15 protein-coding genes and 4 tRNA genes are annotated in these 16879 nt (G+C 55.7%); 8 read left to right on the forward strand and 11 right to left on the reverse strand.

From position 1 onward, the window contains the following. Positions 1-219: 219 nt before the first annotated feature. Positions 220-1518, forward strand: coding sequence for an NAD(P)/FAD-dependent oxidoreductase (locus R3F64_RS16765; protein WP_085919807.1), 1299 nt, complete (start codon positions 220-222; stop codon positions 1516-1518). Between the two features lie 41 nt (positions 1519-1559). Continuing rightward, positions 1560-3002: a Na+/H+ antiporter NhaC gene (gene nhaC / locus R3F64_RS16770; RefSeq protein WP_199284902.1), complete on the forward strand. Its 1443-nt coding sequence runs from the start codon at positions 1560-1562 to the stop codon at positions 3000-3002. A 135-nt stretch (positions 3003-3137) separates the two neighbouring features. Here the strand turns inward: nhaC and hemH are convergent, their stop codons facing one another. Then, complete coding sequence (hemH, locus tag R3F64_RS16775; protein WP_085919809.1) at positions 3138-4217, reverse strand: ferrochelatase; 1080 nt, start codon at positions 4215-4217, stop codon at positions 3138-3140. A 111-nt stretch (positions 4218-4328) separates the two neighbouring features. Here hemH and R3F64_RS16780 point away from each other — a divergent pair, with 111 nt between their 5' ends. Both R3F64_RS16780 and R3F64_RS16785 read left to right on the forward strand, forming a co-directional pair. Continuing rightward, entirely contained in the window at positions 4329-5831 is a 1503-nt protein-coding gene (locus tag R3F64_RS16780; RefSeq protein WP_199284901.1) for a cryptochrome/photolyase family protein, read from the forward strand. Next, positions 5828-6229, forward strand: coding sequence for a thiol-disulfide oxidoreductase DCC family protein (locus tag R3F64_RS16785; protein WP_199284900.1), 402 nt, complete (start codon positions 5828-5830; stop codon positions 6227-6229). Before R3F64_RS16780 ends, R3F64_RS16785 begins: the two co-directional genes overlap by 4 nt. A gap of 16 nt (positions 6230-6245) precedes the next feature. On the opposite strand, the gene R3F64_RS16790 is transcribed toward R3F64_RS16785, so the two are convergent. From R3F64_RS16790 to rnr, 9 genes are all read right to left on the reverse strand, one after another. Continuing rightward, positions 6246-6548, reverse strand: a complete 303-nt coding sequence (locus tag R3F64_RS16790; protein ID WP_085919812.1) for a DUF6482 family protein — start codon at positions 6546-6548, stop codon at positions 6246-6248. A 127-nt stretch (positions 6549-6675) separates the two neighbouring features. Beyond that, positions 6676-6969, reverse strand: a complete 294-nt coding sequence (locus R3F64_RS16795; protein ID WP_199284899.1) for a hypothetical protein — start codon at positions 6967-6969, stop codon at positions 6676-6678. A gap of 64 nt (positions 6970-7033) precedes the next feature. Continuing rightward, the gene (locus R3F64_RS16800; protein WP_199284898.1) at positions 7034-9673 is read right to left on the reverse strand and encodes a replicative DNA helicase; all 2640 of its coding nucleotides are present in this window, start codon (positions 9671-9673) and stop codon (positions 7034-7036) included. A 177-nt stretch (positions 9674-9850) separates the two neighbouring features. Continuing rightward, positions 9851-10297, reverse strand: a complete 447-nt coding sequence (rplI, locus tag R3F64_RS16805; RefSeq protein WP_085919814.1) for a 50S ribosomal protein L9 — start codon at positions 10295-10297, stop codon at positions 9851-9853. 15 nt (positions 10298-10312) lie between these two features. Beyond that, complete coding sequence (locus R3F64_RS16810; RefSeq protein ID WP_085919815.1) at positions 10313-11164, reverse strand: hypothetical protein; 852 nt, start codon at positions 11162-11164, stop codon at positions 10313-10315. A 12-nt stretch (positions 11165-11176) separates the two neighbouring features. Beyond that, positions 11177-11404, reverse strand: coding sequence for a 30S ribosomal protein S18 (rpsR, locus tag R3F64_RS16815; RefSeq protein ID WP_085919816.1), 228 nt, complete (start codon positions 11402-11404; stop codon positions 11177-11179). Positions 11405-11440: 36 nt separating this feature from the next. After that, a complete protein-coding gene (gene rpsF, locus R3F64_RS16820; protein WP_066321716.1) occupies positions 11441-11830 on the reverse strand; it encodes a 30S ribosomal protein S6 in 390 nt (129 codons plus the stop codon). Between the two features lie 214 nt (positions 11831-12044). Further along, complete coding sequence (gene rlmB / locus R3F64_RS16825) at positions 12045-12830, reverse strand: 23S rRNA (guanosine(2251)-2'-O)-methyltransferase RlmB (RefSeq protein WP_199284897.1); 786 nt, start codon at positions 12828-12830, stop codon at positions 12045-12047. A gap of 2 nt (positions 12831-12832) precedes the next feature. Continuing rightward, a complete protein-coding gene (gene rnr / locus R3F64_RS16830) occupies positions 12833-15250 on the reverse strand; it encodes a ribonuclease R (protein ID WP_199284896.1) in 2418 nt (805 codons plus the stop codon). Between the two features lie 245 nt (positions 15251-15495). Here rnr and R3F64_RS16835 point away from each other — a divergent pair. The 4 genes from R3F64_RS16835 (at position 15496) to R3F64_RS16850 (ending at position 15966) form a co-directional block, all read left to right on the forward strand. Then, a tRNA-Leu gene (locus tag R3F64_RS16835) sits at positions 15496-15582 on the forward strand. Positions 15583-15639: 57 nt separating this feature from the next. Next, positions 15640-15726, forward strand: a tRNA-Leu gene (locus R3F64_RS16840). A 33-nt stretch (positions 15727-15759) separates the two neighbouring features. Then, positions 15760-15846: transfer RNA gene (locus R3F64_RS16845), tRNA-Leu, on the forward strand. A gap of 33 nt (positions 15847-15879) precedes the next feature. Then, a tRNA-Leu gene (locus R3F64_RS16850) sits at positions 15880-15966 on the forward strand. A gap of 43 nt (positions 15967-16009) precedes the next feature. Here the strand turns inward: R3F64_RS16850 and R3F64_RS16855 are convergent. Next, on the reverse strand, positions 16010-16855 hold the full coding sequence (locus tag R3F64_RS16855) for a DNA/RNA non-specific endonuclease (protein ID WP_199285413.1): 846 nt from the start codon (positions 16853-16855) through the stop codon (positions 16010-16012). Between the last annotated feature and the right edge of the window lie 24 nt (positions 16856-16879).

The following is a 16879-nucleotide window of genomic DNA, read 5'->3' on the forward strand; positions in this document are numbered from 1 at the left end:
TCAGCTAGCCATCGTACCCGACAAGCGTTAGCAAGCCTGGTGACAGAGGACTCCGGAATTCATTGTTCCGTATTACCTTAGCCGACCGCCTTGAAGCCTTCCGAAGCCCCCCCCTGATATCTATCCCCTCACCTACTTTTCGCCCTATACATATTGCACTCAAAAAATACATACATTATATTTTATACAATCGACAAAATTAAAAAGGGACGCAGCTTTATGGCACATACCTCTTCGCCTCCGCACAATGTTGACGCCGAGATCGTTGTGGTCGGCGCTGGCATTATCGGGATAGCCTGCGCCTTGGCACTCAGTCAGCAAGGCTGGCAGGTGCTTGTTATCGATAAACAGCTTCCAGGTCTGGGAACCTCTTTCGGTAATGCAGGACACATGGCAACCGAACAGGTATTCCCTATTGCCGACACATCAATTTTGAGGCGAATTCCCTCCATGCTGCTAGACCCAATGGGGCCGCTACGTCTTGACTGGCAATATCTACCCAAAGCCCTTCCGTGGTTTACCAAGCTACTTTTAAACCTTCGCCAAACTCCTTACCAAGCCAGTACTGCTGGGATTCGGGCGCTCAATCAATCCAGCTTATCCGCATGGCACCGACTACTCGATTCGATCGATGGTAGGGCATTATTGAAAGAGGACGGCTCTTTTCTGATCTACGAGAACGAAGCATCCGTTCCGGAGATAAAAGCGCTGCAGTCACGAATGAACGCCCAAAACGTTGCGGCGGATCACTGGCAGGGTGACGCTATTAGGAAGTTCGCCCCGCAACTTTCCACCTCAATACAAGGTGGGCTCTTCTTCCCCGACACCGCCCATGTAGTAGACCCGTGGCAAGTGTCCAATGCGCTAGTAATGAATGCTCAGCGGAATGGCGTGCGGTTCATACAAGAAGAAGTCCTTTCAGGATCAACAAATAGCCAAGGTGTAACGTTACGAACGGCCCAAACCGAGGCAATACATGCCGACAAAGTACTGATCGCTTGTGGTGCCCATTCGCGCAAACTCACGGCTTCGCTAACCGGTAGCAAGGTGCCGCTCGATACAGAAAGGGGCTACCACCTGATGCTTCCCAATGAAAAAGCACGCCTCCCCGTCGCCATTACCTCTCTGGAACGCCGTTTTATCATGACACCGATGGAGGAAGGATTGCGTTTAGCAGGCACCGTCGAGTTTGCCGGGCTAGAGCGACCTCCCAACATGGAACGCGCATGGAAACTCCATCAGTTGAGCCGAGGACTCTTCTGCTCGGACCTTGATATCTCCGAGGCGAGCCCCTGGATGGGGTTTCGACCTTCCCTGCCTGACTCTTTACCCATCATAGACTGCGTGAACGACGGCAAAGTAATGCTGGCCTTCGGGCATCACCATCTTGGCCTCACGCAAGCCGCTGTGACCGCGGAAATTATTGCCAACCTAGCAAGACAAGGAGAAACAACAGCCAACACACCCAACCCATTGCCTGATGTATTCCCTTACCGACTGAGTCGGTTCACTTCTTAACCCTCGATACACAAGCCCAAAACAATCGTAGAGGAAACACTATGTCTTCATCTGTAACGCAAACAAGGCTCCCTAGCATGGTGGAAGTGCTGGCCGTCATGGTCGGCTTTATTGCCATCATGTTTGTCAGTATCAACGTGTTGCAATTACCCATTCAGTTGGCTCTTTTTGCCTCTTGGTTTTTAGTTATGGCTCTGGGTTTAAAACTCAAGCTTTCTTACGAGAACATGCAGAAGGGGCTAATTGATGGCATACATAACGGTATGGAAGCTGTTTTGGTTCTGACCACGGTTGGGGCACTGATTGGCACCTGGATTGCCGGGGGGATCGTCCCTAGCATTATCTACTATGGCTTATCAGTCATGAATCCGCAGATTTTCCTGTTTGCCGCCTTTATTATTTGTGCTTTAACTTCACTTGCCACTGGTACGTCATTCGGGACCGTGGGAACAGCAGGTGTCGCGATGATGGGCATAGGTCATAGCTTTGGCATCCCGCTTCCCCTTGTGGCCGGTGCGGTTATTTCTGGTGCCTATGTGGGTGACAAGATGTCACCGCTTTCCGATACAACCGTCATGACGGCCTCATTATGCAAGGTGGGTCTGATCGACCATATCCGGTCCATGATGTGGGTAAGCGTCCCCGCCATTCTAATTGCTTCCGTGTTATTCTTAGTGGTCGGCTTTTTCTACGTAGACGATAGTGCCGACACATCTCGGGCCACGATGGCCATGCAGGCACTTGAATCCCACTTTACCATCAGCCCCTGGCTTCTATTGCCCGCTGCCATTGTCATTTTGTTGCTGACGCGTCGTTTCCCCTCCATTCCTGTCATCACCTTCGGTGCGGTTTTAGGAAGCATTTGCGCTTGGTGGGCTCAGGGAGTCGCGCCCATTGATGCAATTAGAATTGCTTATGTGGGTAACGCCATTGAATCCGACGTGGAATTTCTGAACACACTGCTGAATCGAGGCGGCATTGAGTCGATGCTCGGCGTTATTGCCCTCATCTTGTTTGCGCTTGGGCTTGGTGGCCTAATGGAGCGAGTTGGTATTCTTCAGTCAATCAGCAACGGATTCCTGCGTTGGGCCAACAACCCCGGCCGACTCACTATCTCGACAATGCTCGGCGGCTTCTTTGGGAACTTCTTCGGGGGCGCAGCTTACGTTTCATTAATCACCGCGAGCACGATCACCGAAAAGAACTACGATAAGCAGGGAATTGATCGGCGCGTTCTTTCACGTAATACCGAAGCCGGTGGCACTATCACCACCCCCATGGTCCCTTGGACAGACGGCGGGGTTTTCATGGCCGCAACGCTGGGTGTTTCGACGCTAACTTACCTGCCATTTCTGTGGTTCCACATGCTGGTAATTGCCATCGCCATTTTCTATGGTTTCGCTAATATCGCCATTTGGCGAACCCAACCTATAACCGACGACGCGCCATCGGCAGGCACAACACCTTCAATGCAAACCTCATAGGCGATCGATAAATTCGCTCCTCCCAAAACAAGGCCTGCGTTATCCAATCGATAACGCAGGCCTTTTTATGACGACATTCTAGAATTTCATTTACCTATGTTTAAGATAACCACATAGCTAAATGGTTATAGTCAATTAAGTACGCGGCAACCACCCCGACAATTCATTGTTGACCACTGCCACTAGCGCATCGATGTGGTCATCCCGGTCGTTCAGGCAGGGAATATAACTGAAGGTCTCTCCCCCCGCTTCCATGAAGCTGTCGTGAATCTCTTCCTTGATTTCCTCCAGGGTCTCGACGCAGTCCGACGAAAACGCAGGCGACAGGATGGCGATGTGCTTGTGTCCCTGTTTGGCCAGTTCTGCTACGTGATCAACGGTCTGGGGGCCCACCCACTTTTCGGGGCCGAACTGCGACTGGAAGGCGGTGTCGACTTCTTCCTTGCTGAACCCCAGCTTTTCTCGCAGCAGGCGCGTGGTTTTCTGGCATTGGCAATGGTAGGGATCGCCTTCGAGTAGATAACGCTCGGGCACACCATGATAACTGGCGACCAGCTTGGTCGGCCGGGACGTCAACCCTTCGTAGGCTTCCCGCACCGAGTTAGCCAGCGCATCCGTATAGGCCGGATGATCGAAATAAGCGGGTACGGTGCGGATGGACGGCTGCCATTTCATTTTCATCAGGGTGCGAAACGCCTGATCGTTGGCCGTCGCCGTGGTGGGCGAGCCGTACTGGGGGTAAAGCGGGAAGAAGACGATTTTTTCGCAGCCTTTTTCCTTCAGTCGATTCAGCACGCTTTCGGTCGAAGGGTTGCCGTAGCGCATGCAGAAATCGACTTCCACATCGTCGCCGTAGAGCGCCTTCAAACGTTCGGTCATTTTCTGCGTTTGCGCCCGGGTGGTGGTCAATAGCGGGCTTTCGTTCAGCTCGTTGTTCCAGATGCTTTTATAGGCGTTGCCGGATGAAAACGGCCGCTTGGTCAGGATGATCAGCTGTAGCAACGGCTGCCACTTCCAGTTGGCGTAATCGACCACCCGCTTATCAGACAGGAACTCGCTCAGGTAACGACGCATCGACCAGTAGTCGGTGGCATCCGGCGTACCCAGGTTTGCCAATACCACGCCCACCTTCGCGCGGGGCACAGGGGGATGGTCGCTGGGGGCATGCATTAGGCGACCTTCGCCCGGCTGATCCTTTGCGACTTGCTCGGTCATGATATTCACTCCTGCTGACAGCACCTTGAAAAATAAATCCTACCACTTTTCTGCAAACCGGCGGCATAAAGTTATACTATTAACATTATTTGTACATAGTTGGGTCAATTTATGTCTAAGCCTTTACTCCTCGTGCTTGGCGACCAGCTGTCGTCTTCTCTGGTGACGCTGCGTCAGGCACCTGACAATGCCGTCGTCGTCCTTTGCGAAGTGGCCGACGAAGCGAGCTACGTTCCCCATCACAGCCATAAGCTTGGTCTGTTCTTCGCCGCCATGCGCCACTTTGCCTACCAGCTGCGCCAACAGGGCTTCGAGGTCCACTACAGCAATCTGGATGATGCTGACAACTGCCACTCGTTGATCAGGGAAGCGGAGCGCCTGGCCCAGCTTTACGGCTGCGATGAGATACGCGTGACGCGCCCCGGCGAATGGCGGCTTTATGAAGCCATGCTGAACCGTCAAACCGCCGAATTGCCTTGGCGGCTTCACGAGGATGATCGTTTTTTCACGACACCCGATGACTTCAGCCAGTGGGCTGAGGGGCGCAAGCTGCTTCGTCTGGAGTACTTCTATCGTGAGCAGCGCAAACGCACGGGGCTGTTGATGGAAGACAATGAGCCGATGGGCGGTCAGTGGAATTTTGATCATGATAACCGCGAGCCAATCAAGGGCGACTTGGCGTTTCCGACGCCACCCAGGCATCACTACGAAAAGATGACCCAGGCCGCCTTCGATGCGGTCAAGCGCCATTTCCTTGACCACTGCCTGAGTGATTTTGGCCGCTATCAGGATGCGATCAGTGAAAGCTCCAACTTCCTGTTTCACTCGCGCCTGTCGGCCGCGCTCAATATCGGCCTGCTCTCCCCCCAGGAGGTCTGCCAGGCGGCTGAGCAGCGTTATCTCGATGAGCAAGCACCTATCAACGCCGTTGAGGGCTTTATTCGCCAGATACTTGGCTGGCGCGAGTATGTACGGGGGCTTTACTGGACGCAGATGCCCGACTACAAGCGCCGCAATTCGTTAGGTTTCGAGCGTGATCTGCCTGCCTTCTATTGGGACGCCAAGACCGATATGCACTGCTTGAAGCGAGCAGTGGAAATGACCATGGATAACGGCTATGCGCACCATATCCAGCGTCTGATGGTGACCGGCAATTTCGCTCTGCTATGCGGGGTCAAGCCGGAGGCATTGTGCGACTGGTATCTGGCGGTATACATCGATGCCTGCGAATGGGTGGAGCTGCCCAATACGCTGGGCATGGTGCTGCACGCCGACGGCGGCCAGATGGGGTCGAAGCCCTACTGCGCGTCAGGCAAATACATCAACAAGATGTCAGACCATTGCCAACACTGCCGTTACTCACCCAACCAGGTCACGGGTGAGAAGGCCTGCCCCTTCAATAGTCTGTACTGGCATTTCCTCGAGCAACACCGCGGCTCGTTACAGCAGAATCCGCGCATGAAATTGATTTATGGCTCGCTTGATCGCATGGCACCTGACAAGCGATCAGCCATTCATCAACAGGCACAGCAATTTCTCGATCAGCTTGAAACCTCGACGGGTTACGGGCAGCCCCACCATACCGCTGGCTATACAAAGGAGACCACCTCATGAGTCGATTCAGCCCGCTTGACGCCAGTGCGCCTGCGACGCTTTACCACGATGGTCACTGCCCTTTTTGCCGCGTGGAGGTCAACTGGCTTTCCCGTCACCAACACCAGGACCGCATTCGGCTGGTGGACATTCAGAGCGATGCATTCAACGCCACCCACGATCGGGGTGAGTTCGACGCCATGATGGGGTTGCTTCACGTAAAAGACAGCCAGGGCAACTGGTACATCGGCATGGAAGCAAGCCGCGCCCTGTATGCCGTTCTGGGATACCGGCGGCTGGTTTGGCTATCGTGCATGCCGGGATTGAAAGGCGCCCTCAACTGGGGCTATCGGTGGTTTGCCCGCCGCCGGGTGCGACTGGGCCAATGGTGGGAAAAACGGTCTAACGGATCCTCATAATGCTCATGCACAAGGTTTAAAAAACCAGCGGCACACGCGAACTTAACGGGGCGCTATAGTGGGCATCACGGCCAATCATTTCGTCGTGGGCGACGTGCTGAACCAGATAGGCGCGGTGAATATCGGCGCGTTTCAGCTCCAGGTAGATATCATCCAGCGCCCGAAACATCATCGGCTTGCCCCGTTGGGTCAGCATGTGGCGCTCACCTTCAACGTCTTCCAGCTCCACTTGATAAAAGCGGCTGCCCGCGTGGCTGATGACGCGTATTTCAAAATTGTCATGTTGGGCAACGAACGCCTTGAGTGACGTCATTTCCATGGTTCCCTCCTGGGTTATTAGCGTTTCAGTGGCACAGCATGCCGAAACATAATGGCATTTTTGTTGCAGTGTCACGTTCTAGCTAAGACGATGAAGCCCCAGGAGAGTTCCTGACCATCCGCCTTTGCTATTGGTATTCGGAAGGGTCGATGGCCTTGCCCAGCGAATTGCGATCGATCCAGTTGCCCGCCTTGGTCTGCTTGTAACGAAACACCACTTTATCGCCCACTGTTACCGGCAACTCCGAGTCTTCCGTCTGGTAGCTGTATTTTTCGCCGTCGACCTCGATGTAGTAGCGGTAAAGGTCAGGCATGCCCAGCCACTCCTTGAACGGCCCTTCGCGTTCAAGCGACTGCAACTCCCCGCGCGCTTCTAACTTGGGTAGACGCTGACGATTACCGCGCCGAAAACCACCTGCCATGCTGTGCTCCCGTTCTGTTTGCTGATTGGCCGGGCATTATACGAACCTGACTCCCGGTCTCAAGTTAATCACCGAAAGCTTCCCCGTAGCTATCCGGCGCCAAATCTTCAAAGCGTGTATAGCGGCCGATAAAGGCCATGTGCACGGTGCCGATGGGACCGTTACGCTGCTTACCGATAATCAGCTCGGCGATACCCTGATTATCCGGATTGTCTGGATTATAGACCTCATCGCGGTAAACAAAGGCGATAACGTCGGCATCCTGTTCGATAGCGCCCGAGTTATGGCTAACAATATCATTGGCTAACCAACAAGCATTACCCGGTACCGTCAGATCAAAGACCTCTTCTTCTCCACAAGCACGAACCTCGACGACCTTGTCCCAAAATAAATCACTGGTCGCGATTTGTTTCAGCGCCTGGTTCTCTAAAAGGTCAGCATAGTGACTAAGCGTCTTACGAGAGGGAGAATAGCTGAAGTGAGCGCTTCCTCCATGTGCGGTATTTCGCATCGATGCCATTTTGCGCTGACTGATACCTTTAGCGCCCATTGCTTTTTTAACGTACTCAAATACTTCCTGAGGAAGTGTATCGATGTTGGTATTGCTATTAGCCACGGCAGAGGCAAGCCAATTGTCCATGGCGTCTTTCTGATGGCCAAACGCCCCGATATATTCAGCATAGCGACGTTGCTGCTCAACGCTTGAGATGTCGGCGGTGTACCATCCACCGCCTTCACCAGACACGACGCGCCTAATGCGGGCCACAATGCCAAAACGCAGCAGCAAGGCGGCAACATCGTCAATCAGTCGGCGGCTAACAGTGGAAAAGTATATGCGTGTTCGCTGATTGGCATCGGTCGTAATACTGCCGTCTGTTGCCCAAAGGTGCCGCAGAAAAAGGGCAATCTGGTCGTTGGAAAGCTTAAAAAGCTCCCGGGGAATATGTTTATCAGCAGAGCGCTGACCAAATACCCCCAGTGACTTCAACCACCCCCCAACGCCACTCGCATGCCAGCGGTTTCCATTGCCGGCGATCACTAATTGATGCCAATTCCCCCTGCCAGTGTGGCGCGTTACCGTTGAGCCAAATTGTGTTGCGGCCTGGGTTACTGCTTCGCTGTTCGCTTCACTGGCCGTTGTATAACGCAGTGGCTGGCCTTTCACATAACTACCATCACCGAGCAGGTGTGCCATTAAGATGATGGCATGCTCATCCCAGACACTGGGACTATCTGGTTCAGCTAGTTGACGTGAAATAGCAAGCCGATCCCCGGTTTCCAGGCTGGCAACCGTTTTCCAGCCCCACAGCGCCTTAAGGCGATGCTCGCCGGTGCAACGGACTCTCCGACCGCTCGCAAGCGTTACTTCAAAGACAGGCTTGACACCAACTGACCATATCAAGTCCGTTTTCGCTGGCTGGAGTTTTCCACTTTCCGCCATCGAGATAACGTTTGGCGTTTGGCCTACAAGCTCGCGAATGGGTGCCCGTTCACCCGTCTCCAGGGTCACTAAGGTGTCACCTGTCACACATTCCCTCAGATCCGACATGACCGGACGCTTGTTGGGGCGCTGCTCGAGGGAACGGTTCAACTGCGAAAGGGCAACGACTGGACAGTTGAACTCTTTTGCCAACCCCTTCAGTGAACGCGAAATTTCCGAAATCTCGCCGGTGCGGTTTTCGGAGAAACCACTGATCTGCATCAACTGCAGATAGTCGATCATGATCATCGCCATGTTGCCGTGCTCGCGCACGACACGGCGAATTCGCGAACGCATTTCATTGGGCGATAGCGCCGCCGTATCATCGATAAACAGCTGCTTGTCCTTCAGCAGGTTTACCGCTGAGGTCAGTCGCGGCCAATCTTCGTCTTCCAGTTGCCCGGTACGCACGCGGGTCTGATCGATGCGCCCCAGTGAAGACAACATCCGCAGCATCAGCGATTCCGCTGGCATCTCCATGGAAAACACCATCACCGGTTTATCGCTGGAAATGACGGCGTGCTCGACCAAATTCATAGCGAAGGTCGTTTTGCCCATCGAGGGCCTTCCGGCGATGATCACCAGGTCGGACGGCTGGAGCCCGGATGTCATGTCATCGAGATCGCGAAAGCCGGACGATAAGCCGGTCATCTGGCCTTTGAGATTGAACAGCTCGTCGATGCGGTCAACCGCTTTGGTCAACAGGTCGCTCATGCCAATCGGGCCGCCGGTTTTGGGGCGCTCTTCGGCAATCTGGAAGACCAGCCGCTCGGCTTCGTTAAGCAACTCATCGGCCGGACGCCCCTGGGGGGCAAAGGCACCTTCAGCGATCTGGTTGGCCGCTCGGATCAGCTTGCGCAGCGTGGCCCGCTCGCGGACGATATCTGAATAGGCGCGGATGTTGCTTGCCGAGGGGGTGTTTCTGGCCAGCTCCGCCAGAAAGGCCAGCCCGCCCACGGTATCCAGTTGATCGCGGTCTTCAAGTGCTTCGGAGAGCGTCACGACGTCCATCGGCTGACCGGACTCAGCCAGATGGATCATCACGTTGAACACCAGGCGATGCTCGTAGCGATAGAAATCGTCGGCCACCAGGCGGTCGGAAATACCATCCCAGGCCTGATTATCCAGCATCAGCCCGCCCAGTACTGACTGCTCTGCCTCTAGCGAGTGGGGTGGTAGCTTGAGGGCTGCCGTTTCCTTGTCAGCGGGTGGCTGGTCCTGCATAACGAGCTCCTTTAAACACGACGGCGTCGTCAATAAACGCTATATCTTAGCCGCCGATGATCGCAATCACTACCGTTAGCGTCACGCTCGACTGTCTACAAATACTGACTGTCTACCAATAATAAAGGGCGCGGGGAAATCCCCGCGCCCTTTAAGACGTTGCCCGTCTTGCAGTACTTACTCTGCGACGACGACGACGCGTACTGCGGCATCCACTTCAGCGTGCAAGTGAAGCGCGATGTCGTATTCGCCGGTCTGGCGAATCGGACCCAGCGGCATACGTACTTCGCTTTTGGAAACTTCGATGCCTGCAGACGAAATGGCGTCTGCCAGGTCACGAGGACCAATTGAGCCGAACAGCTTGCCTTCTTCACCCGCTTTAGAGACCAACGACAGTTCAATGTCGTTGAGCTGTTCAGCGCGTGCTTCAGCTTCTGCCTTGCGCTCGGCCGCTTGGGCTTCGAGCTCAGCACGCTGGGCTTCGAACGCCTCAACGTTATCTTTTGTTGCCGGTACTGCCAGGCCGTAAGGCACCAGGTAGTTACGACCATAACCAGGCTTTACGGTGACTTTGTCACCTAGGCCGCCCAGCTTACCAATTTTGTCGAGCAGAATGACTTCCATCTCGTAAACCTCTAGTCAATTGCTGCGGGCAAGGCGTGCGCGAATGTTCGCGAATGTATCTATCAGCCCCAACAGCAGCACAATGAGAATCGTGGGCCAGGTCGTGATCAGCAGCACATAGAACGCTACCAGCCACAGCCCGTTCATCCCCTTTAATCCAACAATACCATGCACTAATGCAATGCCAGCCACTAGCAGCGGTATCCAGGCCAGCATCGCCAACGCGGAGATGCCCAGCACCATGCTGATAACGCTCAAGGCAATCAGCACGATCAGTTCCTTGGGTGCTAAACGCAGCCCATGAAACTCTTCACGGAAACCACCCGGGTTATAAAGCCCTGCTTGCCAGCTACGCGCCAGTGCCAGACAGGCAATCGCGGCAAGCAACACCACAAACCCGGTGACACCACCGACGACGAGCCCGGCTAGCTGCTGGGTATCATAGCCCTGATCGGCAAACTCGTTGAGCATCCGATCAACTTCCTGCGAGCTTTGGCGTAACTGCTCGAGCATTTGCTCGGTACCCGCCGGCGGGCTGAAGATCCCCAATTGAACCATCACGGCGGCGGCAATCGCGCCGAGAATAAGGGCTTCACTCCAGCGCATCCGCTCGCGCAGAACAACGGCCATCAACGTCACCAGCAAGATACTGGCCAGCGGTATCACATCGCCCTGCACCCACCACATCCCGGCTGGCAGTGCCGCCGCGATGGTGACAGGCAAGGCTTGCGCGAAACCGCGGCGAAGCGTTACCAGTGCGCTGATAGCAGCACCCAGCCAAAACAGCCAGGGCACGAAGGTGGCCAACGCTGCCCCGCCTGCGGCGTAGGGCGTACCACGCATTAGCCATCGCGCCAGTGCTAGCATCACGTTAAGCGCTTACTGGTGGCTGTCGGAATAGGGCAGCAGCGCCAGGTAGCGCGAACGCTTGATAGCCGTTGCCAGCTGACGCTGGTAGCGGGCCTTGGTGCCGGTAATGCGGCTTGGAACAATTTTACCGGTTTCGGTGACGTAAGCCTTCAGCGTGTCGAGATCTTTATAGTCGATCTGCTTGACGCCTTCGGCAGTGAAGCGGCAAAACTTACGGCGACGGAAAAAACGTGCCATGGAATAAGCTCCTTAGGTTACGTGGAGTGAATGCTATCAGGCAGATTCGGATTCAGATTCTTCAGCTTCAGCGCGCGGTTTTTCTTCGCGACGCGGACGCTTCTCTTCTGCCGGCTTCATCATCGGCGATGCTTCGGTCACGGCTTCTTTACAGCGCACAACCAGGCTGCGAATGATGGCATCGTTGAAGCGGAAGATATTCTCGATTTCGTCGAGCGTCTCACCGGTGCATTCAACGTTCATCAGCACGTAATGGGCTTTGTGGATCTTGTTGATCGGGTAAGCCAGGTGACGACGGCCCCAATCTTCAAGGCGATGCACAGTGCCGCCGCTTTCGGTAACGAGGCTGGTGTAGCGCTCGACCATGGCGGGGACCTGCTCGCTTTGATCCGGGTGGACCATAAACACGATTTCGTAATGACGCATGGGATCTCCTTGCGGTTTGGCAGCTTCTTATGCGCAAGCACTAGGCAACGCGACATAGAAGCAAGGAGTTAACTGAAGTGCCACGTCCATTGATGAATCAATGGCATTGGCATCAAGCAGAACAACGATTTAATAACCGTACGTAGCAAACGTTCATAAGAACGAGCGCCCGTTTGCCAGACAAACGGGCGCATGCATTTTAGTGGTGAGCGGGTTAACTTGCAAGCTGACGCTGGCGTACCGCTTCAAATAAACAGATACCGGCGGCAACGGACACATTCAGACTCGACACCTGGCCGGCCATGGGCAGCTTGGCAAGGTTATCGCACGCCTCACGGGTCAAACGGCGCATGCCCTTGCCTTCTGCCCCCATGACCAGTGCAGTCGGGCCCGACATGTCGATGTCGTAAACGCTGGCGTCGGCTTCACCGGCGGTGCCGGTAATCCACACACCTGAATCCTTGAGCTTCGCCATCGTCCGGGCCAGGTTGGTGACCTGATAAACCGGCACGACCTCGGCGGCGCCGCAGGCCACTTTACGCACGGTCGCGTTCAAGGGTGCAGCCTTGTCTTTCGCAACGATCACGCCGTGCGCCCCGGCAGCATCAGCACTGCGCAGACAAGCACCGAAGTTGTGAACATCGGTCACACCATCCAGCACCAGTAGCAAAGGCGGCGCGCTCGACGGCCATGCGTGCAGCTTGAGCCACAGTGATTCTTCACTTTCGGGTGTCAGCGGCGGACAAAAGGCCACCACGCCTTGATGCGAAGCCCCCTGGGTCAGCTGGTCCAGCACCGTTCGAGGGTGCTCGATAATACGAGCCCCCTGGCCGCCCGCCTGACTCAGCAGTTCACTTAGCCGGTTGCCAGCGCCTTGCTGTACCCAGATTTCCCTCGGCGCTTCACCGCGCTCGAGCAGGCTCTGCAAGGCGTGAACGCCGTACACCTGGTCGAGGCCATTCGGCGTGTTCGGGCGCTTCTGTGAGGCTGGCGATTTCATGCTCAACCCTTGTTCGGTGATGGCTTGCGCGGGCCTTTGCGCGTGCGTCGAGGTCCACGACGCGTATCGGGTTTATCCTTGCCAGGCTTATCCTTGCCCGACTTTTCATTGTCGCCCTTGCCAGTCGCTTTGCCCCCTTCGGTGGACGGCTTTTTACGCGGCTGGCGGCGCGGGCGCGGCTTCTCGTCGGCCAGAGCAAAATCGATTTTACGGTCATCCATGTCCACGCGGGCCACCTGAACGCTCAAACCATCGCCCAGGCGATAGGTCGTGCCGGTGCGCTCGCCTTTCAGACGGTGTTTTTCCGCTTCGTAGTGATAGTAGTCCGATGGCAGCGAGGTGACGTGCACCAGGCCTTCCACATAGAACGCGTCGAGGCGGACGAACAGGCCGAACTGGGTGACCGAGGCAATGGTGCCGTCGAAAGTTTCGCCCAGCTTGTCGGACATGAACTCGCACTTGAGCCAGCTTTCCACGTCGCGGGTGGCGTCGTCGGCGCGGCGCTCGGTCATGGAGCAGTGTTCACCCAGCTCGAGCATCTGCTCGAAGGTGTATGGGCACCACTTGCTCGGCGGCTCGACCGGGGCGCCTTCGACCCGCAGCACGGTATTGGTCTGGCGCGGCCCGCGAATCACCGACCGAATCGCCCGATGGACCAGCAGGTCGGGATAGCGGCGAATCGGCGAAGTAAAGTGCGCATAGGCCTGATAGGCCAAGCCGAAGTGCCCTTCGTTCTGCGGTGAATACACCGCCTGATTCATCGAGCGCAGCATGACCGTCTGGATGATATCGAAGTCGGAACGGCCGGTAATCGTCTCACGCAACGCCTGGTAGTCCTGTGGCGTTGGCGTATCGCCACCGCCCAGGGAGAGCCCCAGCTCGTTCAAGAAGAGGCGTAGTTTATCGAGCCTTTCCGGCGTCGGCCGTTCGTGAATACGGTACAGCGCGGGCAGGTCGTGCTTATCCAGGAAGCGTGCCGTGGCGACGTTGGCCGCCAGCATGCACTCTTCGATCATCTTGTGCGCATCGTTACGGCTGCGCGGGACGATTTTCTCGATCTTGCGCTCGTCGTTGAAGATGATCGCCGTTTCAGTGGTATCAAAGTCAATCGCGCCGCGTTCTTCACGGGCTTCGCGCAGCAGCTGGTAGAGCTCATGTAGGTTTTCCAGCGGTTTGACGAGTTTCGAGTACTCATCGCGTAGCGCCTTGCCTTCTTCGCTTTCCTTGTCCAGTATCGCGGCCACCTTGTTATAGGTAAGGCGTGCATGCGAGTTCATCACCGCTTCGTAAAAACGGTAGCGGCTGATGGCGCCGGTTTTCGAGATATTCATCTCGCAAACCATCACCAGACGATCAACGTGCGGATTTAGCGAGCACAGACCATTGGAAAGCAGCTCAGGCAGCATGGGAACCACCTGACCCGGGAAGTAAACCGAGTTGCCCCGTTTGCGAGCTTCGTCGTCAAGCGGCGCGCCGGGGCGAACATAGTGCGAAACGTCTGCGATAGCCACCAGCAGCTTCCAACTGCCCGACTTGGTCTTCCAGGCGCAGACCGCATCGTCGAAATCCTTGGCAGATTCATCATCGATGGTGACCAGTGGCGTGTCACGCAGGTCGACCCGGTTCTGCTTATCGTCTTCAAGCACCTCTGCCGATATCCCACTTGTCTGATCCAGCACTTCCGGCGGAAATTCGGCAGGAATCTCATAGCTGCGAATGGCGATATCGATTTCCATCCCCGGGTCCATGCGCTCGCCGAGTACTTCAATCACCTCGCCCACTGGCTGTACCCGGGTTTCAGGCTGCTTGACGATCTTGGCTGAAATGACCTGTCCGTCTTTAGCACCGCTGCAGGCGCTGTGGGGGATAATCACTTCCTGGGTAATGCGCGGATTTTCGGGAATCAATATGCCGAATTCCGGGGTATTGCTGCGGTAAACACCCACAATGGTCTGCGTATTACGGGAGATGACATCGGCAATGGTGGCTTCGTCGCGACCACGGCGGTCACGGCCACTGATTCTCACCAGTACATGGTCACCGTGGAACACACGACGCATCTGGCGCGGCGGCAATACCAGGTCCGGCTTCTTGCCGTCGTCGCGCAATAGAAAACCGAAGCCGTCACGATGGCCAAGCACCTTACCCTTGATAAGGTCGAGCTTGTTGATCAGCGCATAGGCCCCTCGACGGTCACGCAGCACCTGGCCGTCGCGTTCCATGGCAGCCAGCCGACGGCGCACTGCCTCATGGTGGTCTTCGTCTTCCAGCCCCAGCAGTTGGCTCATGTCTTCGTGGGTAACCGGTTTACCGTGCTGTTCCAGCGCCGCCAGTAGATACTCACGGCTCGGCGCGGGATTATCGTACTTATGCGCCTCGCGCTCGGCGTGCGGATCATCATTCAATGTCCAGTACTTCATGCGATCAACATCCTTGCTTGCGTTGGCGGGAGGCGTAAAAAAAGCGCGTGCATTGCATGCCGCGGATGAGGGCTTTCAGCGTTCACTCGGCTGAAAAATTTCATATTTTGTTTGGTCATAGGCGCATTATAGCGCTGTGACGCCCATCACCCAACCACCTTGGCAACGATTCTCGTATTTAGACGTCAAAAACCCCTGTCTAATGCTTGCATTTAGCCAATACACGGGTATCATACGCGCCACTTGCCCAGATGGCGGAATTGGTAGACGCGCTAGCTTCAGGTGCTAGTGACCGTATGGTCGTGGAGGTTCAAGTCCTCTTCTGGGCACCAATCAAACTTGTGTTATCCCCTTTCCACAAGGCTGATTGGTGTTGAAACGTTGTGTTCGCCCAGGTGGCGGAATTGGTAGACGCGCTAGCTTCAGGTGCTAGTGACCGTATGGTCGTGGAGGTTCAAGTCCTCTCCTGGGCACCAATCGAACACAGCCCGCAAGTGACAATATGATGCGCCCAGGTGGCGGAATTGGTAGACGCGCTAGCTTCAGGTGCTAGTGACCGTATGGTCGTGGAGGTTCAAGTCCTCTCCTGGGCACCAATCGAACACAGCCCGCAAGTGACAATATGATGCGCCCAGGTGGCGGAATTGGTAGACGCGCTAGCTTCAGGTGCTAGTGACCGTATGGTCGTGGAGGTTCAAGTCCTCTCCTGGGCACCATTTAATAGCCCTCGCATCATTTGAACGCCGAAATTACCCCTTATTATTGATAACGCCCCGGCTTTTTCGCCACTTCTTCCAGTGCCCAGCCGTCGGTACGGATTTCGCTTTCCAGAACACTCTCGACGTTATCATTCAGCTCATGGAAAAAATCCAGGCCGGTACGCGCTTCGATGTCATCGATGCTGACCAGGTAGTCGTCCAACGGCTCGTTGCCGCGCACGTCCTGGGGCATGATGAAGGCAAGCGCCAGCGGTGCTTCATCGTGGGGCGCCACAATGATCTTGTAGAACGCCTCGGGCACTTCGACCAGGCCCACACGATTGAAGACATTATCCATTAAATTGTCAGGAAAGACGGGGCCGGTAATGATTTGCAAGCGATCAAAACGCGGCGCGAAATGATCCATGACCGCTTCTTCCAAACGCTGCCATAATCGGCGGTTCAGATTGGGCCGTTGGGGGGTCATGTTGCTCATGTAGAAGGTGTCGAGCTGTGCGCTACGGCCGTGAACGGCGGCAATGGCATAGTTGGGAGCCAGATGGCCGCGGTCGTAGCCGCTGCCGGAATAGCTGTCAGTACCCACCGGCCATAATGTCCGCCAGTCGGGACGGAAGTCCGGGCGCGATCCTATACGCGTATCGTCCACGGCGGCGACCTGATAACTGACCCAGAGCGGGTTGACGCGAACGTCCGACCAGCCGACCAGGTATCCGTCGTTGCGCAGCACCCGGTGGAATGAAGTCAGACTCAGCGCCTCCCAGGTTGGTACGCCCTGCCAAGTGTACATATCTTGATGCTGGCGCTCCTGGTATTGCCAGAGCACGCCGCCCAGCACCACAAACAGCACGAGAATCCCTATTCGTCTGGCCTGCCGACGCCAACCCAAGCGTAACTTACCCAATCCCACAAC

This window comes from Halomonas sp. 5021 (assembly GCF_036663435.1).
GTDB classification, from domain to species: Bacteria; Pseudomonadota; Gammaproteobacteria; order Pseudomonadales; family Halomonadaceae; genus Vreelandella; species Vreelandella janggokensis.

What these genes read in the sequence shown, in the direction of transcription:
- R3F64_RS16765 (WP_085919807.1), top strand. Translation starts at nt 220, where the DNA reads ATGGCACATACCTCTTCGCCTCCGCACAATGTTGACGCCGAGATCGTT.
- nhaC (WP_199284902.1), top strand. Translation starts at nt 1,560, where the DNA reads ATGTCTTCATCTGTAACGCAAACAAGGCTCCCTAGCATGGTGGAAGTG.
- hemH (WP_085919809.1), bottom strand. Translation starts at nt 4,217, where the DNA reads ATGACCGAGCAAGTCGCAAAGGATCAGCCGGGCGAAGGTCGCCTAATG.
- R3F64_RS16780 (WP_199284901.1), top strand. Translation starts at nt 4,329, where the DNA reads ATGTCTAAGCCTTTACTCCTCGTGCTTGGCGACCAGCTGTCGTCTTCT.
- R3F64_RS16785 (WP_199284900.1), top strand. Translation starts at nt 5,828, where the DNA reads ATGAGTCGATTCAGCCCGCTTGACGCCAGTGCGCCTGCGACGCTTTAC.
- R3F64_RS16790 (WP_085919812.1), bottom strand. Translation starts at nt 6,548, where the DNA reads ATGGAAATGACGTCACTCAAGGCGTTCGTTGCCCAACATGACAATTTT.
- R3F64_RS16795 (WP_199284899.1), bottom strand. Translation starts at nt 6,969, where the DNA reads ATGGCAGGTGGTTTTCGGCGCGGTAATCGTCAGCGTCTACCCAAGTTA.
- R3F64_RS16800 (WP_199284898.1), bottom strand. Translation starts at nt 9,673, where the DNA reads ATGCAGGACCAGCCACCCGCTGACAAGGAAACGGCAGCCCTCAAGCTA.
- rplI (WP_085919814.1), bottom strand. Translation starts at nt 10,297, where the DNA reads ATGGAAGTCATTCTGCTCGACAAAATTGGTAAGCTGGGCGGCCTAGGT.
- R3F64_RS16810 (WP_085919815.1), bottom strand. Translation starts at nt 11,164, where the DNA reads ATGCTAGCACTGGCGCGATGGCTAATGCGTGGTACGCCCTACGCCGCA.
- rpsR (WP_085919816.1), bottom strand. Translation starts at nt 11,404, where the DNA reads ATGGCACGTTTTTTCCGTCGCCGTAAGTTTTGCCGCTTCACTGCCGAA.
- rpsF (WP_066321716.1), bottom strand. Translation starts at nt 11,830, where the DNA reads ATGCGTCATTACGAAATCGTGTTTATGGTCCACCCGGATCAAAGCGAG.
- rlmB (WP_199284897.1), bottom strand. Translation starts at nt 12,830, where the DNA reads ATGAAATCGCCAGCCTCACAGAAGCGCCCGAACACGCCGAATGGCCTC.
- rnr (WP_199284896.1), bottom strand. Translation starts at nt 15,250, where the DNA reads ATGAAGTACTGGACATTGAATGATGATCCGCACGCCGAGCGCGAGGCG.